General features: G+C 49.4%; 25 protein-coding genes, 1 tRNA gene and 1 riboswitch. Of the genes, 9 read left to right on the top strand and 17 right to left on the bottom strand.

The genetic code is table 11. From position 1 onward, the window contains the following. Positions 1-100 precede the first annotated feature (100 nt). Together H6G00_RS24630 and H6G00_RS24625 are read left to right on the top strand one after the other, a co-directional pair. A complete protein-coding gene (locus H6G00_RS24630; protein ID WP_190644062.1) occupies positions 101-370 on the top strand; it encodes a BrnT family toxin in 270 nt (89 codons plus the stop codon). Next, entirely contained in the window at positions 351-590 is a 240-nt protein-coding gene (locus H6G00_RS24625) for a CopG family transcriptional regulator (RefSeq protein WP_190644061.1), read from the top strand. Before H6G00_RS24630 ends, H6G00_RS24625 begins: the two co-directional genes overlap by 20 nt. 83 nt (positions 591-673) lie before the next feature. Here the strand turns inward: H6G00_RS24625 and xth are convergent, their stop codons facing one another. From xth to trpB, 4 genes are all read right to left on the bottom strand, one after another. Continuing rightward, positions 674-1465 (bottom strand): exodeoxyribonuclease III, encoded by a 792-nt coding sequence (xth, locus tag H6G00_RS24620; protein ID WP_190798769.1) that lies wholly within the window; start codon positions 1463-1465, stop codon positions 674-676. Positions 1466-1471: 6 nt separating this feature from the next. After that, positions 1472-2101 carry a ribonuclease H-like domain-containing protein gene (locus H6G00_RS24615; protein WP_347277334.1) on the bottom strand — a complete coding sequence of 210 codons (630 nt, stop codon included), beginning with the start codon at positions 2099-2101 and terminating at the stop codon, positions 1472-1474. 82 nt (positions 2102-2183) lie between these two features. Beyond that, positions 2184-2753, bottom strand: a complete 570-nt coding sequence (locus H6G00_RS24610; RefSeq protein WP_190798768.1) for a CAP domain-containing protein — start codon at positions 2751-2753, stop codon at positions 2184-2186. Between the two features lie 52 nt (positions 2754-2805). Further along, complete coding sequence (gene trpB, locus H6G00_RS24605; protein ID WP_347278222.1) at positions 2806-4023, bottom strand: tryptophan synthase subunit beta; 1218 nt, start codon at positions 4021-4023, stop codon at positions 2806-2808. A 183-nt stretch (positions 4024-4206) separates the two neighbouring features. Between trpB and H6G00_RS24600 the strand changes: the two genes are divergently transcribed. Continuing rightward, a complete protein-coding gene (locus tag H6G00_RS24600) occupies positions 4207-4584 on the top strand; it encodes a translation initiation factor (protein WP_190644056.1) in 378 nt (125 codons plus the stop codon). Between the two features lie 61 nt (positions 4585-4645). Here H6G00_RS24600 and H6G00_RS24595 read toward each other — a convergent pair whose 3' ends face one another. The 4 genes from H6G00_RS24595 to H6G00_RS24580 all read right to left on the bottom strand — a co-directional run bounded on the left by H6G00_RS24595 (position 4646) and on the right by H6G00_RS24580 (position 7235). Next, positions 4646-4921, bottom strand: coding sequence for a hypothetical protein (locus H6G00_RS24595; protein ID WP_190798766.1), 276 nt, complete (start codon positions 4919-4921; stop codon positions 4646-4648). Positions 4922-5124: 203 nt separating this feature from the next. Further along, complete coding sequence (locus H6G00_RS24590) at positions 5125-5916, bottom strand: hypothetical protein (protein WP_190798765.1); 792 nt, start codon at positions 5914-5916, stop codon at positions 5125-5127. Between the two features lie 200 nt (positions 5917-6116). Then, complete coding sequence (locus H6G00_RS24585; RefSeq protein WP_190798764.1) at positions 6117-6299, bottom strand: hypothetical protein; 183 nt, start codon at positions 6297-6299, stop codon at positions 6117-6119. Positions 6300-6314: 15 nt separating this feature from the next. Next, on the bottom strand, positions 6315-7235 hold the full coding sequence (locus tag H6G00_RS24580) for a DMT family transporter (protein ID WP_190798763.1): 921 nt from the start codon (positions 7233-7235) through the stop codon (positions 6315-6317). 29 nt (positions 7236-7264) lie between these two features. Here H6G00_RS24580 and H6G00_RS24575 point away from each other — a divergent pair, with 29 nt between their 5' ends. Both H6G00_RS24575 and H6G00_RS24570 read left to right on the top strand, forming a co-directional pair. Continuing rightward, positions 7265-7426: a hypothetical protein gene (locus tag H6G00_RS24575; RefSeq protein ID WP_190798762.1), complete on the top strand. Its 162-nt coding sequence runs from the start codon at positions 7265-7267 to the stop codon at positions 7424-7426. Between the two features lie 259 nt (positions 7427-7685). After that, positions 7686-7997 (top strand): YnfA family protein, encoded by a 312-nt coding sequence (locus H6G00_RS24570; protein ID WP_190644137.1) that lies wholly within the window; start codon positions 7686-7688, stop codon positions 7995-7997. Positions 7998-8070: 73 nt separating this feature from the next. Here H6G00_RS24570 and H6G00_RS24565 read toward each other — a convergent pair whose 3' ends face one another. The 3 genes from H6G00_RS24565 to H6G00_RS24555 form a co-directional block, all read right to left on the bottom strand. Then, a complete protein-coding gene (locus tag H6G00_RS24565) occupies positions 8071-8781 on the bottom strand; it encodes a universal stress protein (RefSeq protein WP_190798761.1) in 711 nt (236 codons plus the stop codon). A gap of 779 nt (positions 8782-9560) precedes the next feature. Continuing rightward, positions 9561-10400, bottom strand: coding sequence for an ABC transporter ATP-binding protein (locus tag H6G00_RS24560; RefSeq protein WP_190798760.1), 840 nt, complete (start codon positions 10398-10400; stop codon positions 9561-9563). Positions 10401-10463: 63 nt separating this feature from the next. Next, a complete protein-coding gene (locus H6G00_RS24555) occupies positions 10464-11942 on the bottom strand; it encodes an ABC transporter substrate-binding protein (protein ID WP_190798759.1) in 1479 nt (492 codons plus the stop codon). Between H6G00_RS24555 and H6G00_RS36270 the strand changes: the two genes are divergently transcribed. After that, complete coding sequence (locus tag H6G00_RS36270) at positions 11941-12072, top strand: hypothetical protein (protein WP_277881961.1); 132 nt, start codon at positions 11941-11943, stop codon at positions 12070-12072. The two genes, H6G00_RS24555 and H6G00_RS36270, sit on opposite strands and share 2 nt — an antisense overlap. A gap of 8 nt (positions 12073-12080) precedes the next feature. On the opposite strand, the gene ntrB is transcribed toward H6G00_RS36270, so the two are convergent. Then, positions 12081-12932 carry a nitrate ABC transporter permease gene (ntrB, locus tag H6G00_RS24550; protein ID WP_190798789.1) on the bottom strand — a complete coding sequence of 284 codons (852 nt, stop codon included), beginning with the start codon at positions 12930-12932 and terminating at the stop codon, positions 12081-12083. A gap of 137 nt (positions 12933-13069) precedes the next feature. After that, positions 13070-13251: riboswitch (cyclic di-AMP (ydaO/yuaA leader) on the bottom strand. A 183-nt stretch (positions 13252-13434) separates the two neighbouring features. Between ntrB and plsY the strand changes: the two genes are divergently transcribed. Beyond that, a complete protein-coding gene (gene plsY / locus H6G00_RS24545) occupies positions 13435-14115 on the top strand; it encodes a glycerol-3-phosphate 1-O-acyltransferase PlsY (RefSeq protein WP_190798758.1) in 681 nt (226 codons plus the stop codon). 17 nt (positions 14116-14132) lie between these two features. Here the strand turns inward: plsY and H6G00_RS24540 are convergent, their stop codons facing one another. The 4 genes from H6G00_RS24540 to H6G00_RS24525 form a co-directional block, all read right to left on the bottom strand. Then, complete coding sequence (locus H6G00_RS24540; RefSeq protein ID WP_190798757.1) at positions 14133-15995, bottom strand: ATP-binding protein; 1863 nt, start codon at positions 15993-15995, stop codon at positions 14133-14135. Positions 15996-16483: 488 nt separating this feature from the next. Beyond that, positions 16484-16556 (bottom strand) — tRNA-Ala (locus H6G00_RS24535). A 36-nt stretch (positions 16557-16592) separates the two neighbouring features. Then, the gene (locus tag H6G00_RS24530) at positions 16593-17315 is read right to left on the bottom strand and encodes an HAD family phosphatase (protein ID WP_190798756.1); all 723 of its coding nucleotides are present in this window, start codon (positions 17313-17315) and stop codon (positions 16593-16595) included. 7 nt (positions 17316-17322) lie between these two features. After that, entirely contained in the window at positions 17323-18189 is an 867-nt protein-coding gene (locus tag H6G00_RS24525; protein WP_190798755.1) for a class I SAM-dependent methyltransferase, read from the bottom strand. A 206-nt stretch (positions 18190-18395) separates the two neighbouring features. On the opposite strand from H6G00_RS24525, the gene H6G00_RS24520 reads away from it, so the two are divergent. Further along, a complete protein-coding gene (locus H6G00_RS24520) occupies positions 18396-20066 on the top strand; it encodes an FAD-dependent oxidoreductase (protein WP_190798754.1) in 1671 nt (556 codons plus the stop codon). A gap of 331 nt (positions 20067-20397) precedes the next feature. Then, positions 20398-22611, top strand: a complete 2214-nt coding sequence (locus H6G00_RS24515) for an ATP-binding protein (protein WP_190798753.1) — start codon at positions 20398-20400, stop codon at positions 22609-22611. A gap of 14 nt (positions 22612-22625) precedes the next feature. Here the strand turns inward: H6G00_RS24515 and H6G00_RS36265 are convergent, their stop codons facing one another. Continuing rightward, on the bottom strand, positions 22626-22760 hold the full coding sequence (locus H6G00_RS36265) for a hypothetical protein (RefSeq protein WP_277881960.1): 135 nt from the start codon (positions 22758-22760) through the stop codon (positions 22626-22628). Positions 22761-22885 lie beyond the last annotated feature (125 nt).

The raw sequence follows: 22885 nt of genomic DNA, 5'->3' as shown, positions 1-22885 counted from the left end.
AGCTCAAGATTTATGTGAGGTGTGCGATCGCTCCACTCAAGGCAGAAATTAAGATGAGTGAGAGAACGCTGAGGAAAGGAGCGTATGACTCATACAGCCTATGGAGTTTGAGTATGATTCATCTAAGAGCGAATCTAATCAGGAGAAGCACAAGATTGACTTTGTAGAAGCACAGAGACTGTGGGCTGATCCTGCCAGAATTGAGATTCCAGCAAAGACTGAAGATGAGCCAAGATACTTAGTGATTGGCAAAATTCTTCAGAAGCATTGGTCAGCGGTAATTACCTATCGAAAGGGCAAGATTCGCATTATTTCTGTTCGTTGCTCTCGTGTAGAAGAGGTGAAAGTTTATGAAAGCAACCGAATTTGATAGCAAATTTGACAACGGAGAGGATATCACCGCTTCTCTAGACCTCCCTCAAGCAAAACGTCCTGGATACGAACAGCAACAGATTGATGTTGATTTTCCAACATGGATGGTTGCTGCATTGGACCAGGAAGCTAAGCGGCTCGGAGTAACCCGCCAATCGATTATCAAGATCTGGATTGCGGATCGACTTGCCAAGCTTGCTCGTTCATCTGTGGATTAGGTTAGGTCAAGGTGTGAAATTTACAGGTTCAGCCAAAAGTTTCTTCGGTAAATGCTGTCCTCCAACGTAATTCTTAGTTCTGATTAAAGTTCCACAATAACGGGGGCGTGATCGCTGGGCTTTTCGAGTTTGCGGGGAGCTAGGTCGATGGTGCAGCTTTTTGCGGAGTCATAAAGGGGTTGAGTGGCGTAGTGGTGGTCAATCCGCCAGCCAAGGTTGCGACGAAAAGCGGCGGTGCGATAGTCCCACCAACTGTACTGTCCCCCTTCCTGGTTAAATTTGCGAAACACGTCCTGAAGTCCCAAATCCAGGACGGCTTTCAGGCTTTCCCGCTCCAGGTCGGTTGCCATCACCATTTTTTCGCGCCCTTGAGGATTATGAATATCCAGGTCTTCAAGGGCAATGTTGAAGTCGCCGCAGATCAATAGGTTGTTGGGTAACTGAAGCATCAAAGCTTGTACATACTCCCGCAAGGTTTTTAGCCAGCGCAGTTTGTACTCATATTTATCGCTGCCGACTGAAGAGCCGTTGGGTACGTAAAGGTTAATTAGTCGCACCTGATCGTTGACGATGCCGCTGATCACACGCTTTTGGTCATCAAGGTCATCCACCAGGGTTTCGGGAAGAACGGCTGAGAAGCCCATTTTCACATCGGTGAGCGGAGCGCGGCTAATCAGTGCTACACCGTTGTAGGACTTTTGCCCGTAGATGTAGAGGTGATAGCCCAAAGCTTCTAAGGGCGATCGCGGAAAGTCCTCATTCACAACCTTCGTTTCCTGCACACAAAGCACATCTACAGGATTCTCCTGCAACCAGTTGGTCACATGTTCCATTCGAGTGCGAATTGAGTTAACGTTCCAGGTTGCAATTTTCATGTTGAATTAATGCTCAAAGATGCTGGAATACTGCATCAGGTCTAGCTTGACGATGGTAGGTAGACAGGCAAAGCACTCCTGAGCTAGCTCCCAGCGTCCCTCTCGCTTCAGCATTTCGGTCAGTCTGATCCTGACGCTGAGCAAATAGCGTACATCATTTGCCGCGTAGCGAAGCTGTTCCTCAGATAGGTTGGCAGCATTTCCCCAATCAGAGCTTTGGGCGCTTTTGTCCAGCTCAACTCTCTCTAGCTCCTGCACTAGATCCTTCAATCCATGACGGGGCGTGTAGGTGCGGGCTAGCTTGCTGGCAATTTTAGTGCAGAAGGTCGGTTGAACTTGAATGTTTAAGTGATGCTGCAACGTCGCCAGGTCAAAGCGGGCAAAGTGAAACACCTTAACGGTGCTGTAGGACTCTAGAACCTGTTTAAGTTTGGGTGCCTCGGTTTGCCCCAGTGCGATGCGAACGACCGCTACGTTTCCTTTGGGGTCACAAAGCTGCACCAAACAAAGGCGATCGCGCTGTGGCAACAATCCCATCGTTTCGGTATCAACAGCGATCGCCTCCGCCTGCAAATACTCAGAAAGAATCTCATCGGAGAGATCGCGATCGCACACCTGAAATTCAAATTCCATCAAGCCACACTGGAGAAACTAGACCAATTCTAGTATTCAAAAGTCTGAGTTTAGTCACTGACCCAGCGACCAGTGACCAATACCCCTAAAACGGCAACAGCCGCTTCACAAAAAGCTGCGTCAAGTAGTATTCCCCTTGCTCATTTTTGACCACACCAATGCCCGTCAGGTCAAAGTTGCCTTTAATGTTAGCGTGATGTCCGGGACTGTCGATCCAGCCTTCTACGGCTTGCGTTACAGGGTCAGCAAAACCCTGATTAAAGGCGAGATTTTCGGCAACCGTTCTGAATGGGATTTTGCGGGCGATCGCCTGTCCCCTTTGCTCAAACCCATCATGACTAAAGGAAGCTTGCCCGTCTGCCATTGCTTGACTGTGTTGCCGGGCAATTTCACTCATCTCAGCGTTTAGCTCTAGCGGTGGTAGCCCTTGTTCTGCGCGATATTGATTAATCTGAGTGTGAACTGCCTGTTCTAGCTCAGCGTAAGGGCTGGGAGGCTGGCTTTCTGAAGGGGAAGCGGACTGCTCAGGTTGCTCAGGCGGACGTAGCTGTGGCAGCACTTCAGAAGTAACTTCTTGGCAGGAAGCGATCGCCAACAAACCTGCGCCACCAACCCAAAATGCAGCAAATCTTGCAAACGAAATAAAACGAACCATGTGAACCATCGTGGAGTAAGCCTATCTACTCCACGATAGCGATCTGCAATAGCTAGCTGGTCATGTCTAAAAGCTTGGCCGCCGTTTGCACATCTTTGTCGCCTCGTCCTGAGCAGTTGATCACGATGCGAGGGTTGCCTGTAAGTTGAGGACAGAGCGTATTGAGGAAGGCGATCGCATGAGCCGTCTCCAGCGCTGGAATAATTCCTTCCAACCGAGAAAGCTGCTGGAATCCGTCTATCGCTTCCTGATCCGTCACGCTGTAATACTCTGCCCGTCCTTCGTCTTTGAGGAAGCTGTGTTCTGGCCCAACACCGGGATAGTCCAATCCCGCACTAATCGAATGAGGCTCAATCACCTGACCATCCTGGTCTTGCAGCAGATAGCTCATTGCTCCGTGCAGCACACCAACTCGTCCTTGGGTCAAAGTTGCGGCATGTTTGCCTGTGTCAACGCCTTCACCGGCCGCCTCTACGCCAATCATTCTGACGCTGGGTTCATTTACGAATTCGTTAAACAGACCCATTGCGTTCGAGCCGCCGCCAATACAGGCGAGGAGAATGTCTGGCAATCCACCCCATTTCTCCTCACATTGAACTCTGGTTTCCTGCCCAATGATGGCTTGAAAGTCGCGCACCACCATTGGATACGGATGCGGTCCGGCAACGGAGCCAAGAATGTAATGGGTTGTTTCTACGTTTGTTACCCAATCACGAATTGCTTCAGACGTGGCATCTTTCAACGTTCCGGTTCCAGCTGCAACCGGGCGCACCTCTGCTCCCATCAGGCGCATCCGAAACACGTTGAGCGACTGCCGCTCCATATCGTGAACGCCCATGTAGATGATGCAGGTCAAACCAAATCGAGCGCAAACCGTTGCAGTCGCTACGCCGTGCTGTCCTGCTCCCGTTTCGGCAATAATCCGCTGTTTGCCCATTCGCTTTGCCAGCAACACCTGCCCTAGCGCATTGTTAATCTTGTGTGCACCGGTGTGGTTTAGGTCTTCTCGCTTTAAGTAAATCTGTGCGCCTGTGCCATCGGGTCGAGCGTAATGCTGCGTTAGCCGTTCAGCAAAGTAGAGCGGACTGGGTCGTCCTACATAATCGCGCATCAGCCCTTGCAGCTCTTGCTGAAACTCTGGCTGATCGCGATATTCGTAGAATGCAGTCTCTAGCTCTGTCAAAGCAGGCATCAAGGTTTCGGGTACGTACTTGCCGCCAAATCGTCCGAACCGTCCTAGGTTATCTGGTCGCTGAGTCGATTCTGAAATGCTAGGAGCATCGGTGGTATTTTGGCTGGGGGAAAGGGGAGTACGTGTCACAGACCCAATTTAAGATAATGGATTAGCCCCCATTATAGAGAAATCCTGGAAGATAGAAACATTCCAGAAAATAGAACAATTGCTATTCTGCAAAGACGCGGTGAATTGCTTTCCGATAGGAGGTTTTGGGATATGGCGGCTTCTAAAGGTAAATCATCTGATTCACAAAAGTCAGGTAAAGATCGCGTCGTCTACTCCGAGTTCGGTACGCCCGATAACTCGGCTGCGATGCAACGGGGCACACCTGACCTGCCGCCCAATCAGCAAAACCTGAAGGTGCAGGCTTCCCGCAAGGGACGAAAGGGCAAAACGGTCACAGTAATCAGTGGTTTCCAATCTAATTCTGAAACGCTGGCGGCTTTGCTGAAGCAGCTTAAAGCCCAGTGTGGGGCAGGTGGAACGATCAAGGACAATGAAATTGAAATTCAGGGCGATCATGCTCAGAAGATTGCCCAATTTCTGATCCAGCTTGGTTATAAGGCAAAAGTGAGCGGCGGGTCGGGGAAGTGAGGGTGGGGCGATTGGGAGTTGGGAGGGGGCGATCGCCCTCAAAACTGGCAATTTCGAGTTCTCAGTTTGAAGCTTCTAGTTTGAGACAGGAAATTTCCAGTTTGAAACCGCAACGTTCTAATTTCAAACCGAAAGCTTTCAGGTTTAAACCGCAACGTTCTAATCTCAAATAAGAAATTTTCGATTCTAAACCGAAAGTTTTCAGGTTTAAACTGGAACGTTCTAATTTCAAACAGGAAGTTTTCAATTTCAAATCAGAAGTTCCGAGGTCAAAGCCGAAAAGTTCCAGTTCAGAACCGGAACTTTCTGGTTTAGAACCAGAAGCCTCTCCCTTCAAAGTACAGTTCCGGGATTAAAATCTGAAGTCTCTGATCCCTAACCTTTGGCTTCCCCAGTTCTTAGCCTCTGATTGGTGATCCCAAATAAAGGCTCTGCCTCCGACTGCCTAACGTTAGAAGTAGAACCTCTAAATTCCGCACGACTAATCAGAATCGCACCATAACTGGCTCCTACGCTTCAGCTTAGGAACTAGCTAGTTCTCTACTGGAAGGCTAAATAATCCACTCGTTCAATACCATCAGGTGCAAGATCTTTAACTTCAACAACCAGATCTTCATTCACCACGTGTTCTACCACAGCCAAGTCAGGGATATAAGCATCCTGCTGTTTAAGGAACTCGTCTATGAAGGAAAAAGCGGTTCTATCTCTAATTTCTCTATCTCTAATTTTACGAATATCTCTGATTCTATGAAAATTAGAACGCCTCAGCTCGGACTGAAACTGGATAGGAAAACCTACCTCATAGAAGAATTTTTCTTGTAACGCGCCATTGCTGTACAGCTGATATTCAATAGACTCTCCATCACTATCCCAGTAATAAATAGCGTGAGTATTGAGCAATTTAGATAACTCTAAAGTGTCCTGGTCTTGCAACACATTGAACTTTCGTTTTGGTTTGGCTGACTCTGGGATTTCTTCAAGCTGTTGTGGCTCCGTAACATACGGCGGACGCACAAGAGATCTATATTTACTCAAATCCCCAACTCGCCGATTTTCGTCAATTCGAGAAGCTATAACAAAAGGCATATAAATCATGCTCCAGGAATGACCCCGAAAACGCAGTACAAAAGTGCTTTCATAAAGGATTTTAATTTCTTGCCCATATACATTTTTCTCCCAAACATTCATTCCTCTTGTAGTGCTTAACGCTTGAGCGGTTTCTTCTACAGGCGCGTTAACTAAAACGAGTATGTAGACTCCGCTACGACAACTACCAAGTCCTCTAGCTTGTTCTGAGGGACACTTTATCCAATGATTAATAAAAAGAGCCATAAGTTCTTACCTGAAGACGAAGTTATAGTGGCATTGCGGCTTTGCCTAGTTGCTAAGCTCTGGTATTATCTACTTCTCAAGCTGGACTAGTTCTCAAGCTCTCTGATTGACTGACAAATCTCCTGATGTAGGTTGGGTAGAGCAAAGCGGAACCCAACTCCTGCCTCAATTCGGTTGGGTTCCGCGATGCTTCACCCAACCTACGGCATATCAATGGTTTTAAAGGTTTTGTCAGTTAACCAGCTCAAGCTCCAGTTTGGCAGTGTAATCAAGGAAATTCCCGCTTCCTCTCCGGTGGCACTGGAAGCGGGAGCTTCCAAAACGTGTTTCCAAGCCGGAGCTTGGGAACGAGCAAAAGGCGATGCGTTACGCTGCGCTAACACATCCTACTTCATCCCTTATCCTTCACTCTTCCTCCTCCCGTCCTCCAAATACAGCAATCCGATCGCCCCCAATAGCAACACTGCTCCGACTATTCCCAGCGAACCCAGTTGCTCATTCAGCAGCCACCAGGCTAATACAGTCGAGACAAGCGGCTCCAGCAGGGTTGCAATACTGGCAACGGTCGCGGTGGTATGGCGAATTCCACCAAAGTAGAGCAGATAGGCGAGGGCTGTCGGGATGATGCCCAGATACAGCAGCGCTAACCAGCCCAGACCGGAGTAGTTGACTGCCAATCCAGTTCCCAGGGCAAACGGTAGGAGAATGACTGCTCCAGAGCCAAACCCAATGGTCAACGTTTGCAGCGGATGATAGCGCTCGGCTAGCGATCGCCCACACAGCGCGACCACCGCATAGCCCAGTGCTGAACCCAGCGCTAGCAGCACGCCTAACCCCATTGACTGCATTTCAGAATCCGGCTGTATGCCTACTAACAGAATTGTTCCGGCGATCGCACAGCTTCCTGCTAAGAAAACGCCGCGAGTCATCCGTTCGCGCAATAGAACGGTTGCCAGCAGTGCCACCCAGACCGGCGCAACGCAAAGTGCAATCAGCGTCGCTGCTGCTACACCAATATGGGTAATCGCTGAGAAATAGCAAACCTGATACAGCGCAGTCATTGCACCAATCAGCAGCATCAGCCCCAAATCGCGCCGCGCTACCCGAAACGTTTTGCGTCCCAAAGTAAACCCGCAAACTACAAACAGCAGCGGCAGCGAGAGCGCTAGCCGCAAAAAGCCAACCGAAAGGGGATTGGTGTCGCTCAACCGATACAGCGCTTGAATCACCACCCCAACCGTGCCCCACAGCGTTGCTGCGAGCAAAATCGAAACTAGCCCAAGGCGAGCGATCGTTTGAGCGTTGACTTGAGTTTTCATGGAAAAAATCCTTATTCCCGCAAAGGTCAATGAACCGTTTAGAAGCGAGGGCAGGATTAATAGGGGCGATCGCTAGTCAGAAATGCAAGTTCGCGCAACTGGATAAGTTGCGAACTTGTATCTGGCTTCAGCAATGCTCAAAAGAGATTCAAGCAATCAACCTGAAAAAATCTTTGTTTGTCCTGCCCTAGTGAATGCGGGCAGATGGGGGAGAAATGCAGTAAAAAGTGTTTTGTAGAGACATTTTGCTCTCAACTCTCTGTTAAGCAACTCCTTCCGATAATACCGCATAGCGAAACTCCCAAAACTATGGGTATATCGTAGTTGGGTGAAGCGAATGCGGAGCCCAACGAAATCTAGGTGAGTGTTGGGTTCCGCTCTGCTTCACCCAACCTCCATAAGAAGATTTGTCGGGGAAAGGTCGAAGAGGATGTGCCCGTGATTCAGTCGATGTTGTTTTTTGTCCTGGCTGGAGTCTGTGAAATTGGCGGTGGCTATTTGGTTTGGTTGGCTTTGCGAGAGGGAAAGAGTTATTGGTTAGCGCTAATTGGAGTGGTGATACTCGGACTGTATGGTGCCGTTCCGACGCTGCAACCGACTCATTTTGGACGTGCTTATGCTGCCTACGGGGGTGTGTTTATTGCGATGTCTATTTTGTGGGGCTGGCTAGTGGATCAGATCAGACCGGACAAGTTTGATCTTTTGGGCGGCTGGGTTGTATTGATCGGCGTTTTAATCATGATGTACGCTCCCAGGAGCTAAACAGAAAAAGCTCACCTGATTGACACAATGGGCAGATGAAAAGCTGCCCATTACATTGTTGTAAACTCACCTGTTAGGCAACGGCTGCCTGAGTGGGTATACCCACCACCGAGCAAGGAAAGCGACGAGTGAGTTGACGAATCAGCCGATGATTAGCAGAAGTGCAGCCCAAAACCAGCAAATCGGCGTGTAAAGACTCCACAACCTCACGTAGCTCACCTGCTACTGTGCCAAAGCGCAGATGGGCATCAAGAGAGCCACGCCACTCTTCTGCCATGCATCGAGCTTGCCAGAGGATACAGTCGGCTTTTTCTAGTGCACTCAGTGATGCGTCGGGGCTAGGGTGACAGGAGGTACTGCAAACGGTGGTGCGTGAAGGGCTGAGTTCTAGGGGCGATCGCATTAAAGTCGCGACATTAGAGGTGAACTGAGGCAACTGAGATACAGATTGGCTCAACTCAGAATGCTGCCCGCTATTCAAAGTGCCAAAATCGCTAGACTGCTGAAGGCTCTGAAGGTCTTCTACCACATAAACCACATGGACAGTGACTTGCTTTTTCGTGGCTAGGCGAATTTGGTGGGCAATCCATAGCGTTAGGTCTAAGGCTGCTTGACTACTGGAAGAGCCGTTGTAGCCAACAATCAAGTTGATTGTTTTGCGAGATGCAATATTTGACTTTGCTCCTCGCAGCAACAAGATTTGTTTGACCCAGTCTTCTTGCCCCAGAGTATTCTGCAGGCGTGTCAGTACAGTTTCAATCTTTACGCCTTCTGTTTTTTTCATAGTAGTTGGACTAAAAAGGTTAAGAAATGATTTGTTTTAATCGGAAGGACGGTTTAGAGAATTTGGAGAATCTTGGCTCTATTTATATTGAGAATTCCATTCTGCTTTGGTACTGCATTTAAGTCGAGCTAAATGGTTTTCTACACAGTTCGTCATGATCCCCAGCCATTATTCTTTCGATCCTGTCTACTAGGATGCCTGATCGCAATTAGTTTAGTCCTCCACCATTAGGCTACTTTTGTTACCAAGAGGAGTGTGATGCAGATAACTTTGCGGGTTATCCTACAAACGGTTAAGAGTTGCAGCCAACTGGGAAAACCGTTGTGATGTCCTACTTCTGGTTGACCGACAAAGCTCCTAAAACTATGTATGTATCGTAGGCTGGGTGAAGCGAATGCGTAACCCAACAGAATCTAGGTGAGTGTTGGGTTTCACGTTGTTTCACCCAACCTACATCACATTCAGTAAAGAGATTGTGACTAGGGTGCAATGTTTGTGCCTGGTGCTTTAGCCTATACCACTACTCTATAGACGGGTTGGGTGTGAACTAGTTTCAGACCCCTAAAAGCTTTCCCAGACGGAATTTGAAAATACTGGCACTGAAGCTATGCATCACGTTACTGCTCAGTGATTGAGGAGCACTAACCGTAACTATATAGTTACTCTTCCACTAAAAGATTCAGGGATGCAGCCCTGCTAAGTGGGGGTGATCCCTGAATCTTTTAGTACCTAATCTTTAACTGGGAAGTAGTTAATAATCGATCGCCAACCCCAACCGACTAATCATCTTGACTGAAGTGCTGATCGAGGAAATTCAACGCATGGTTTCGCAGGTCGTAATAGATGGGCATCTCTCGCAGTTCTTTCAGGACGCGGGGATGCTCAAAGGGGACATCTAGAATTTCACCTATCTTGGCGTGCGGACCGTTGGTCATCATGACAATGCGATCGCTCATATACAGCGCCTCATCCACATCGTGAGTCACCATCATGACTGCCTGTCGCTGATTCTCCCAAATGTCTAATACTTGCCGCTGCAACCTGCCGCGCGTTAAAGCATCTAACGCTCCAAAAGGTTCATCCATCAGCAGCATTTTGGGGCGAATGGCCAATGCTCTAGCAATACCCACCCGCTGTTTCATCCCGCCGGATAGCTCATCAGGGTACTTCTCAGCCGCTGCATTCAGGTTCACCATAGCGATGTGTTCATTCACCACTCGCTTTTTGTCTGCGGGAGTTAGGTGATCTAGCACTTCATCAACGGCTAATCGAATATTTTCGCGCACCGTTAACCAGGGCAGTAGGGAATAGTGCTGAAACACCATCATCCTTTCTGCTCCGGGCTTGCGAACTTCGCGTCCGTCTAGCCAGATGGAGCCTGATGTCGCCTTTTCTAGTCCACTAACAATCTTGAGCAGAGTCGATTTGCCGCAGCCGGAGTGACCGATGATGGAGATGTATTCGTTCTCACCAATATTCAGGTTGATGTCGTCGAGAACCACCGTTTCACCACCGTTTGGCTTAGGGTAAGCCTTTGTCACATTTTCGATTACCAAAAACTCTTTGGGTGAGTTTGCAGTTTGAGATGTGTTGGCAAAGTTCGCAGTGGGTTTAATCATGTGGGACTCCTAGTTGCAGTAGAGCGAGAAATCTAGATCAGGAATGGTTTAGAGCCGCAATTCTCAAGACATGAAGATGCGAGTGGGGCGATCGGCTCGGATATCAAAACGATTCAAATAGCCAACCGGATCACTGGGGTCAAACCCGATGTTGTCAATGAATGCCTCTGGCGGTTCAACTTTGTAATCATCAGCCGGACACTCAATGCCCATTTCTGCGGCAATCTCACGATATAAGTCAGTTCTCCAAGCTTGTCTAGCCAGTTCTTCCGCATTTCTAGGAAATTCTGAAATTTGTCCCCATCGGGTAGCCTGGGTCATAAGCCAAATGCTTTGCGACTGCCAGAGAAACGTAGAGTGATCATTGGGTACCGTAGAAACGGTCGAAGGCATATCGAAGAAGATAGTTGTCTCGTCAGGCGCTTCGACTAGCCGCTCTTTTTCATCAAACCCGCCGTAGTTGTAGTTCCCCAGGATGGCAGCTCCCGTGAATTTGGTAACACAGTCAGGCAAAGAGCCAATGTTGTCTTCAGTAATGGCTGGGGGTGCCTGGCAGGTTTTGGGTTTGGCAGCCGTGTAGGAGATACCTGTGATGATTTGAGCAACCTCTTGGCGGTTGTCAGGATTGCTGCAATATTGACAGGCTTCAATCATGGCCTTGACCAATGAGCGATAGGTTTTGGGGTTTTCTTCGATGAAGGACTCCATTACTCCCAACACACGGTCTGGGTGCCCCTGCCAAATTTCTCGCCCCTGGGCAAAGGTGAAACCAACGCCTTCGTTGCCGCTGATAGCGCGGGTGTTCCAGGGTTCTGCCACCATGTAGCCTTCCATTGCACCGATGCGAATGTTGGAAACCATTTGGGGCGGCGGCGTAATGATGATACGAAACTCATCTAGCGGATTTATCCCTGCTGCTGCTGACAGATAGCGAATGAAGTATTCATAAATGGCAGAACTAAGGACGACTGCCCAAACTCGCCGTTCTGGAGGCAGGCTACCAAAATGTCGGCGAAAGTCCTGACCAAAAGTTTCCAGGTCACCGTTGTATTCTTGCCAGGGACGCAAGCCACTCTCCCACATCGCCTTGTTCATGGTCATGGCGTTGCCGTGACGGTGAATCGTCATGGCGGCACACAGCGGCGCGTGACGTGCGCCTTCGGCTCCACTGCGGGCGTTGGTGACTGCACCAGAGACGACAGGTGCGGCATCGAGGCGACCAAAGATGATGCCATCGCGGGAGGTGGCCCAGCTTGCTTCCCGGTTCATCTTGACGTTTAGCCCATATTTGTGGAAGAAGCCTTTTTCGTGGGCGATCGCAAATGGCGCACAGTCATTGACCGGGACATAGCCAATAGTCAGATTTGGCTTTTCTAACGTACCGGGATCAACAACCTGATCGATCGCTTGGGCCGCGGGAGTGAGGATGTTTGAACTGGTGCTACCTGTGGCGCAGGAAGCTAGTGCCAATCCGGTTGCGGTCGCGCCAAATCGTTTGAGAAATCTCCGCCGACTCCAGGGGTTATCAAAAAGAGTAGTCATGCTCGGCCCTCTTGCTGGGTATGGGGTGACGCAAAAAGTAGCTAAAGTTCAGAATTTCTGGTTGCCTGTAGAGCAGTTTTTCTGCTTGGTCAAAACGGTCAAGAAGCTCGTTCCACAGATTGATTTGTAGCCAAAGGATTAGGTTTGGGAGATAGGACGATGCGTTACCCAAACTTGGATTCTGCTGACGAAGTAATCTAAAACCAGTCCTGTAACCCCAATTACAACTACTGCCAGAAATACAGAACTTAGGTTGAGTCGATTCCAGGAATCCCAAACGAAGAAGCCAATGCCGATGCCACCTGTCAACATCTCGACTGCGACGATGACTAACCAGGCAATCCCTAAACTGATCCGCAGCCCGGTGAAAATGTAGGGCAAGCTGGCTGGCAGAATAATTTTAATGACTTGTCTCCAGCGAGGCATTTCTAGCACTCGTGCGACGTTAATGTAGTCTTTAGAAACGCTAGATACGCCCAAAGCTGTGTTAATGATGGTGGGCCAGAGTGACGTAATGAAAATAACAAAAATGGCGGAAGGGTTTGCCAGATTAAAGATAGCAAGGGCGATCGGCAGCCAAGCCAGTGGGGAAACGGGCTTGAGGATTTGAATAATCGGGTTTAGCGCTAGCATGGCTTGCCTTGACATACCAATCAGGAAGCCAACGGGGATGGCAACCAGGGCACCCAGCCCAAACCCAATCAGGACCCGGCGCAGGCTTGCTGCTAGCAACCAGCCAATTCCTAAGTTCCCTGGTCCACGTCGGTAGAAAGGATGCAGGATGTAATCAAGGTTTGCAACCAGGGCTTGCCAGGGAGTAGGCATGAGTTCGCTTCGGAAGATTGCAATAATCCACCACAGCAGAATGAGTCCTGCAAACCCCAATATTGGTAGCAGCACAGAGTCTCGCACTAGTGCTGGGCGAAGCGATCGCCGCCACGTTGCTTGAGCAGCGACAAGAATGACCTGAATGTTGAATTGCAGCAGCATGGAATCCTCCTGAGAGTGCGAGAGGCGATCGCAGACTAAGAAACGCTGTGCCACTCCGATTCGAGCGCACAAAAAAGCGTCCCTTGCATACACATGAGGACACTGAAGTATCTAGCAGTAGTAAAAATGCTGATTCTTCAGTCTCCTCTCAATGCCGACGGAGTTAGCTGACGGGCGAGGACTGAGAGGTGTCCCTCATTGAAGATGGAGGATGAAGATCAAGGGAAAAATGATCATCCCTAAACCCGAAAACCCTACATCAAGCAATGATAAGCCCCAAAATTTGGTTCCTCCGTTCTGAACTTTGCTTGTGACTGATCGCAAACAAACATAAGCCCAGATTAGGCTGACTTACTTATTCGATTTCCAAATAAGGTAACACTGCCCTTTAGGCTCGTCAATGCATCTTTTGACAGACCGAAACAAAAGCCTGTGACAGCACGGTAAACTGATGGTGCAACACTGTTTGATTTTGCTTTTGCTTTGAGTGAGGCTTGTCCTAATGGCGACGTGGGCAATGTGGGGCGGTATCGTAGTGGTCGTGGCTTACTTGCTGGGCGCTATTCCCACGGGCTACTGGATTGGGCGATTGAAAGGAATTGACATTCGGCAGCATGGGTCTGGCTCGACGGGTGCGACAAATGTTTTGCGAACGCTAGGTAAACTGCCAGCGCTGGCAGTGCTGCTGATTGATGTGTTGAAGGGAGTGGGGGCGATCGCCTTCACGCGTTGGCTCTATACATTGCCAGCGGTGGTTGCTACGACTCCCGCATCGATTGATCTAGAAATCTGGGTGCCCTGGGCGGTAACAATCGCTGGATTGCTTGCCATCTTTGGACACAGCAAATCAATCTGGATTGGCTTTAGCGGCGGCAAATCAGTTGCAGCAGGGCTAGGTGTTTTGTTGGCGATGTCGTGGATGGTCGGGTTGGGCGCACTGGCAGCCTTTGGGGTCGTGTTGGCGCTGTTTAGAATTGTGTCCTTGGGATCGATTGTGGCGGCGATCGCAGGCTGTGTTCTCATCGTGGCACTGAATCAGCCTTTGCCCTATCAGCTGTTGGCGATCGCAGGTGGGCTTTATGTCATTTGGCGGCACCGCAGCAACATTCAGCGATTGATGGCAGGCACAGAACCTCGCATCGGGAAGAAGCTGCAAGAGTCAGAAGACGTGGTGGTTCAGTAACGCAAAGCATCCCGGGCTCAAACGCACTTAATCTGACTGACTACTGCTGCCACCAGTGCAGTGGGCTCAACTGGCTTAGGTAGCTGAAGCTGGAAGCCTGCATCTAGCAATTGCTTGCGATCATCATCTTCTCTGTCATAAGCAGTTAAGGCGATCGCCGGAAGGTGAGCGTGCTTTGCGGTAGTTGGGATCAAGTTTGGGCGCTCTGATTCGATTTCCCGTACCTGACGAATTAGCGCATAGCCATCCTGTTCTGGCATTCTCACGTCGCTGATTAAAATATCGGGCTGCGACTGTTGAATCACTTGCAAAGCTTCATTGGCTGAGGTGACTGTCTTGACGTTTGCGCCAGCATCCTTCAGCACAACAGCTATCCATTCACGGTTGTCTGCTTCATCATCAACTACTAAAACTTGCAAACCCAGGAGGGGATGAAAGGGTGAGAGGTTGGAAGGGTAAATTTCTTCCCATCCTCTGACTTCCTCTTTGTTTACCAGCAAAGGCAAAGTGACTGTGAAAGTGGCTCCTTGCCCTTCGCCTGGGCTGTCTGCTTCAACCGTTCCTCCGTGTATTTCTACCAATTGACGCACGATCGCCAGTCCTAAACCTAATCCGCCGTGACACCGAGTGGTGGCCTGTTCTGCCTGACGAAAGCGATCAAAAACGTAAGGCAGAAAATTTGAACGAATGCCTTCCCCAGTATCGCTTACAGTAATCACAGCGTTAGTGGCAATGCGCTCTAGTCGAACTTCAATTAGTCCGTGTTGAGGCGTGAACTTGGTGCTGTTAGCAAGCAAATTCCAAACGATCTGCTGGAGGCGATCGCCATCTCCCAATACGAAAGTGGCTGATTCATCTAATACTGTCCGAATCTGAATATTTTTAGCCGTGAAAGCAGGCTGTGCAGACTTGATCGCTGCTTGAATCACTGACACCAGATTGATAGGCCGAATATTAAGGAAAAGCTTGCCCCGAATGATCCGAGAGATGTCCAGCAAGTCTTCGACTAGTTTTACCTGTGCTCTAGCATTTCGCTCAATTGTCTCTAATCCACGAGCAACCATTGACTCATTTAACTGCTTGTTGCGAAGCATCTGCGTCCAGCCCAACATAGCGTTGAGGGGCGATCGCAGTTCGTGGGAGACGATTGCCAAAAATTCGTCCTTAAGAGTACTTGCCTGATTCAGAGATTCTGCTTGTTGGCGCAGTTCCTGCTCTAGTTGTCTCCGCCGAACAATTTCTGCTTCTAGTGCCTGATTGGTCATTTCAGCCAGTGCATTCTGCAACTGCGCTGCTTCGAGTTGCTTGCGTTCGCTGATGTCTCGCAGTAGCCAGCGCAACCCCACAGAATTACCTTTGGAGTCAAACATTGTAGTAACCGTTAGCGCCGCATCAAAAGGATGGGCACCGCGAGGCTGTAATCGAATGATCCACTCCGAAAGTCGTTCAACCTGCTGCAATCGGTTCAGTTCGTTCCAAAAAGCTCCATGCTCAGGCTGAGGCACAAACACGGTTAGAGGTTTCCCGATCAAATACTTCTGCGGCACCTTGAGCAACAAACTAGCCGCATGATTAGCTTCCTGAATATTACCTTCGGAGTCAGTGATTAAATAACCATCAGGAGCAAATTCAAATAGCTCCTGGTAGCGCTGTCGTTCTACTTCTAATGCTGCATGAGCTTCTAACAATTCCTGATTCTGCTGGTTCAATACCTCCTGAGACATTCGGAGTTCTTCCAAGGAAGTACCCAGTTCTTCCAATGCTTCGGACAACAGTTCTGGATGTTGTAATGAATTGGAGTGAGCGTGTTGTAATAGAGTACTTACTCGCTCACCTAGTGCCCTCGTTTGTTGGCTCAGCCACTCACTGTTTACGTTCACTTTTCTAAAACACGGCTTTAAAGTTGCTTTTCAAATTACCTTTCAGATTACTGAAAATCCCAGTGTTCTCATCCCTCGCTAGATTTGTTTATTGGTGAACCTTTTTAAACTCACCAAATTCTGTTTGATTTCTCCCATATTGAAGCCGGATGAATGGAAGTCTTGTAGAACCCACTGATTGATAACGGCTTTCAGATCAACAAACCATAGGTAGACGCAAACGGTTGTTCGCACCTACAGAAACGATATGTTTTTTATACGGTTGAAAACCGCTATAGCACTGTTTAGGACTGAACTAGCGGGGTATTTTACCCGATTAGCCGCAGTTCTAATTTCCGATCGCCCATCCTTACCGAAATCCCTTTAGACAGATTTCGCGACATATCAATTTCTGTAGGGGCGCACTGCGGTGCGCCCCTACTCTTTCCTGGGTCGCACCTTAAAACGGGCGAAACTGTTACCAGAATCTCTTTACATAGAAAATTTGATGGAGAATAGGGGATTCGAACCCCTGACCTCTGCGGTGCGATCGCAGCACTCTACCAGCTGAGCTAATTCCCCAAGTTGCTTTTGCATTTTATAGCACTGTTGCTCAAGTTAGCCGACTGCTTGGCGAGGTTTTGCCCGTTCAAATACCTGCCGCACTCGATCTAGCTCCAATTCTGAAAGATAGTCCACTGCCCAGTTTGACTGACGCTGCATCATGTGAAACGGGTAAGTGTTGGCAACTCCGACAACCTGCATTCCAGCCCGTTTGGCTGCCTCAATTCCCGCTGGGGTGTCTTCGATCGCCAGACACTCTATCGGCTCTAGCTTGAGCGTCGGATATTGCTGATTTAGCTGTTCCACTGCCAGCAGGTACCCAGTGGGGTCTGGTTTGCTGGTTTTGATATCGTCTCCTGCCACAATCAATGAAAAGGCTTGGGTCAGGTCGGCTCGGCTTAACACGAGTTCCACTTCTGATCGCAAGGCACCACTGACGACCGCCATCTTGATCTGAGCCGATCGCAACTGAAAGATTAGATCGGGTAGCCCTGGATAGATCGGCAGCTTGTCGATCGCCTCTAGCTGCTGCTGATAGAGCTTTGATTTTCGGGCAATCAGTTGATCCAGGTATTCTTCTGTGACGATGCGCCCCCGACGTTGCAATAGGTCTGTCAGACAGACGCGATCGCTTTTCCCCAGGCAAACTTCCCAAAACTCTCCTGGCTTGGGGCGCAAGTTCTCCTGAATCAAAAGTTCGTCAATTAGCTTTTGGTGGAGCGGTTCATCATTGATGATCACACCATTGAAATCAAACAAAACTGCCTTGAGGGTCATACTTCCTCTAGCCCATTGCCCACTGGCGATCGCCTTCTTCCCATTCAGAATACCGCATCGGCTCCGCACTACCAGGAATTGGTTTGACTCCGCGGGTCACCTGTTGCACCCACCAAATATCTTCCGTTTGCACTGAACCAAACCCAGCGGCACCCATCCAGGTATCCACGCTGCCTGCGGCATAGTCTTTGATGTAGGGTTCTTCAAAAATTTCGGTGAGCCAAGCCGTTTGCCGTATAGTAGCCTGATTGCCATCGAGAATGGCAACCTCACCGCCCACCTTGAGCAATCGGAAACATTCCCGCAAAATTTCACGGGAAACAGCAGGTGGCGTTTCGTGAAACAGCAAAGAAGCCGTTACCAGGTCGAAACTTGCATCGGGAAATCCCGTTTGCTCAGCCTTGCCGTGCTGAAATTGAATATCGAGTTTGGCATTGCGGGCTTTGTGGTCAGCCACGACCAGCATGTAGGGCGACAGGTCTAGCCCAATCACTTCTGCCTGCGGAAAGGCTTGCTTGAGCAGCAGCGTAGTGGAACCTGTACCGCAGCCCAAGTCTAGAATGCGACGGGGTTTGCTTTGGATGCGTTGAATCAACCCCTGCCGCACGATCGCTTCGTTAGGCGGTAGAACGTATTGAGTAATGGGATCATAGGAAACGGCTGCATCCACGTTTAAATAGCCATTCTGGATGCTGTGAAAATTTTGACTGCGGTAATAGTCAGGATATTGCAGGTCTGGCTGACGCAGGCGATCGCTCTCTGCCTCCCAATCAATGCTCTTGTAGAACTGCGTCAAAGCTTCTCGGTCGATTAGGAAGTTCTTAAAGATAGGAGCCAGAAACCGTTCAAATAAAGTGTCGCTTCGAACTGCCATAGATCAACTCCATTCACCTACCTTTACAAAGTGTAATAAATTCCTCTAGAAAGTGGAGAGTCAGAGTACTTTTAGCATTGCGTCAATTTCAATGCTGCACACTGCATTCATTTGTATTGACACCAGACTCAACAGTACGCGGCGCTGCATCCTATAGTGAATGTGTTGCGGCTTGCTGAACTAGATATCTAGACTCCAGATTACTCATGGCTAAACCTGCAATCTTGACCGTTGATGATGATCCTGAAGTGTTGCAGGCGATCGCCCGTGACCTGCGACATCAATATGGCGATCGCTTCCGAGTCGTGCGGGCAGACTCCGGGGCAGCAGCTCTAGAAGCTGCTCAGCAGCTTAGCCTGCGAAATGAATCCGTCGCTTTGTTTTTGGCAGACCAACGAATGCCTCAAATGACGGGCGTTGAATTTTTAGAACAGGGAATGGAAATTTTCCCGGATGCCAAACGGGTTTTGCTAACTGCCTACGCAGACACGGATGCAGCCATTCAGGCAATCAATGCAGCTAAGCTCGACTACTATTTGCTCAAACCTTGGGACCCTCCAGAAGAGCGGCTTTATCCTGTGTTGGATGACTTACTGGATGACTGGCAAGCATCCTTTCGTCCACCTTTTGAAGGCATTCGGGTCATTGGCAACCGTTGGTCGCCCCAATCTCACCAGGTGAAGGATTTCTTGGCACGCAACCAGGTGCCCTATCAATGGCTCGATTTTGAGCAATCGGAAGAGGCAACCCAGCTATTGTCCTACGCCAACGCAGGACGAGAAGATGCCATACGGCTACCTACCATTGTGTTCCCGGATGGTTCACACCTCAGCCAGCCCTCTAATGCTGAAATTGCCACCAAAATCGGGCTGAAAACTCAAGCCGATCGCCCCTTTTATGATCTAGTAATTGTGGGTGGTGGCCCGGCTGGACTGGCCGCTGCCGTCTATGGTGCCTCTGAGGGATTAAGCACGCTGATGATCGAGCGCCAGGCTCCCGGTGGGCAAGCGGGTTCAAGCTCTCGCATCGAAAACTACCTTGGCTTTCCAGTGGGGCTTTCGGGTAACGATCTGGCTCGTCGGGCCGTGACGCAAGCCAAACGCTTTGGCGTAGAAATCTTGTCTCCCCAAGAAGCCGTTGGAGTTCGGGTGGAAGACCCCTACCGCATCCTCAAACTAGTAGATGGTACGGAGATTAGCTGCCACGCACTGATGATTGCGACAGGCGTATCCTATCGCAAACTAGATGTGCCAGGCAGCGAACCCTTGACTGGGGCAGGAGTGTATTACGGTGCAGCAATGACGGAGGCGATCGCCTGTCAGGGTGAACATGTCTACATCGTCGGTGGTGCAAACTCGGCCGGTCAAGCAGCGATGTATTTCTCTCGCTATGCCAGTCAGGTGACAATGCTGGTGCGGGGCGAATCCCTCGTGAACAGCATGTCTCAATATCTCATTCACCAGATCGAATCAACGCCCAACATCAAAGTCTGTCCCTATTGCAGCGTTGTCGAGGTGCAGGGCGATGGGCATTTAGAGAAAATTGCGATCGCCAATTCCCAGACGGGCGAAACGCAGCACGTTCCTGCCAAATCGCTGTTTATTTTCATTGGCGCCAGTCCTCAAACCGATTGGCTCAGCGGTGTCGTCGAACGGGACGAAAAAGGCTTTGTTCTAACCGGACCAGACCTGCTGCGCGAGCGCCAGCGACCACGCGGTTGGACACTAGACCGCAACCCATTCCTGCTAGAAGCCAGCGTCCCTGGCATCTTTGTCGCCGGAGATGTGCGTTACGGTTCCGTCAAACGGGTTGCTTCGGGGGTTGGAGAAGGGGCGATCGCTGTCCAATTCATCCACCAGTACCTTAGCAAGGTCTAAGCAAATACCCTCGTCACAACACCTTCCTGTAGAGACATCTGTATAAACCACAAATCCCTGTAGGGGCGGTTCGCGAACCGCCCCTACAGGGATTTGTGGTTTATACATCCGAGAATGGCTGTAAGAAATGATTCATACAGGAAGTCTAGTAATTAATTTGCTTAATGGATGACAAATCTTATGACTTGAGTCACTTTAAGCGGATTTGCATCCAGATCGGAAGTAGAAACGTATAGGGAAAGACTGTTAAACTTCTGCAAAACTTCAAAGATCTTGTCACTGGGGCATCTAGCGTTTTAGTCTCTCCAACCCGATCGCTTGATCACGACCGATGCCGCAAAAATTTCTGGCTCGTCAGCTTTCCAGAGTTCCGCAAAAGCTACCGCTACACTTGATTCTGGTTGTGCCCTTCGTCTTGCAGATGTTTGCAGTCGTGGGGTTAGTCGGCTGGCTGTCTTTGCGAAATGGACAAAAAGCGGTCAGTGAACTCGCCACGGAACTGCAAGAAGAAACAGCCGCTCGCATCGAGCAGCATCTCACGACCTATCTAGCAACGCCTCAACTGATTAACCAGATCAATGTAGATGCAGTGCAGCGAGGCGAGCTAGAGATTCAATCTGAGCAGAGCAAGCGATATCTCTGGCAGCAAATTCAGCATTTTGAAACCATTAGCTGGATTTACTACGCCACTCAGCAAGATGGAGAATTCATTGGTGTGACTCGTCAGGGTCACAATCGGGAACTGCGATTGGCTCTCAACCAAAAGCAAAATGACTATCAAACTTTCTATTACACGCTCAATCTTGAAACCAACAGAGTCGAGTTTCTAGAGACTGACCCAGATCCCTATCAGCCCCAAAGTCGTCCTTGGTACCCTGTAGCAGCAAACTCCAACGAAGCAAGCTGGAGCGAAATCTACCCCGACTTTGATACGTCCCAGTTGGTGATTACAGCAAGTTTGCCGGTCTACGACGATGCTGGAGCGATCGCCGGAGTTGTGGGTGTAGACCTGTTTCTCAACGACATCAACCAATTTCTCCACAGCTTACATGCTGATAAAGCAGGGCAAACCTTCATCATGGAGCGGTCAGGGCTACTGGTTGCCAGTTCCACCGCTGAGCCTCTTGCAGAAAATTCTGAGGGGCAGCCAGAGCGCATCCAGGCAACGGAAAGCCAGAACGAGTTTATTCGAGCAACCGCTGAGCATGTGAATGAATCCTTTGGCTCAGTGGAGCAAATTCAGTCTCAAACCCAGATGAATTTTGTCCTGGAGGATACCTCCGCTCAAGGCTCAGCAGGAAACCGTCACTTTTTGCGAGTGACTGCCTTTCAGGATGGCAAAGGACTGGACTGGCTAATTTTTGTGGTGGTGCCTGAGTCTGAATTCATGTCCCAAATTCATGCCAACACTCGCACCACAGTCATGCTGTGTTTTGTGGCGCTGCTAGTGGCGATCGCCCTTGGCACTCTCACTGCTCAGTGGATCGCTCAGCCCATCCTGCAACTCAGTGAAGCCTCCAAAGGATTAACTAAACACGTTGCCCAACCTGATTTTGTCAATCAACCGCTAGATGCAGAAGTAGAAATTAACGGAGCCGACGAAATTAGAATCTTGGCAAAATCCTTTAACCAGCTATCTCGTCAACTGCAAGCTTCATTTGTAGCGCTAGAGGGGACAAACTCTGAACTGGAAGTGCGGGTTGAACAACTCAAACAAGTCCAGCTTCAGCTGGTTCAGAGTGAAAAAATGTCTACTTTAGGACAGCTCGTTGCCGGAGTCGCCCACGAAATCAACAATCCCGTCAACTTCATTGCAGGCAACCTCAAGTATGCTCGCCGCTATACCCAAGAATTGCTGAAGCTGCTGCAACTTTACCAAAAGCACTACCCCACGCCACCTTTAGAAATCGATGCCCAAATTCGGGCGATCGACCTGGACTATGTCAGCGAAGACTTGCCCAAACTGCTAGGTTCCATGACCGAAGGCACCAACCGGATTTGCAGCATCAGCAAGTCTTTGAGAACTTTTTCACGAGGAGATTCCATCCAAGTCGCTGTCAACATCCATGAAGGACTCGACAGTACGCTGATGATCTTGAGACATCGGCTCAAGGAAAATGGACAGCGTTGCGCCATTCGGGTTAACAGGCGCTATGGCTCATTGCCTCTGGTCAAGTGCTACCCCACCCAGCTCAACCAGGTGTTTATGAATATCATCGCCAATGCGATCGATGCGTTTGATGAACCCAGTGCAAAAAATCTGAAATTCTCTAAATCATCACCCGCCACAATCACGATCTACACCAAAGTGGCTGACTATGAGGACAAGGTGATCATTGGCATTGAAGATAACGGCCCTGGCATGACAGAAGAGGTGCGATCGCAAATCTTTGACTACCTCTTTACCACTAAGCCCTTAGATAAGGGAACAGGGTTAGGACTCCCTATCAGTCGCCAAATTATTGTTGAAAAACACGGCGGTACCATCACCTGCCTTTCTGCCTCCGGTCTAGGCACAGAATTTATCATCGAACTGCCGATGTGAATGCTACCTTCCCATTACTCCCATTCCTGCACACAGGAAACCTGAAAACAGCGTTCGAGGTGCTTGAGCTGGTTGTGTAGTCTCACGATCGGCAAAGCTGGTAAATGAGATAGACTCCAAATCTCAAGTCTGACCCAAATCTTCTTCATAGCTGCATTCCTAAACCTTTTGCCTCAGTTTTCCCTACGGATGTCTCCTAGACGACAGCTTAAAAAATCTCTCATGCTACTTTACAGAAAGGTGTCCTAAACAGTCCCGCCTTTGTCTGCACTAG

It is taken from the genome of Leptolyngbya sp. FACHB-541 (assembly GCF_014695875.1).
Classification (GTDB): domain Bacteria; phylum Cyanobacteriota; class Cyanobacteriia; order Elainellales; family Elainellaceae; genus JAAUTN01.
This window is presented reverse-complemented; position numbering and strand designations above follow the sequence as displayed.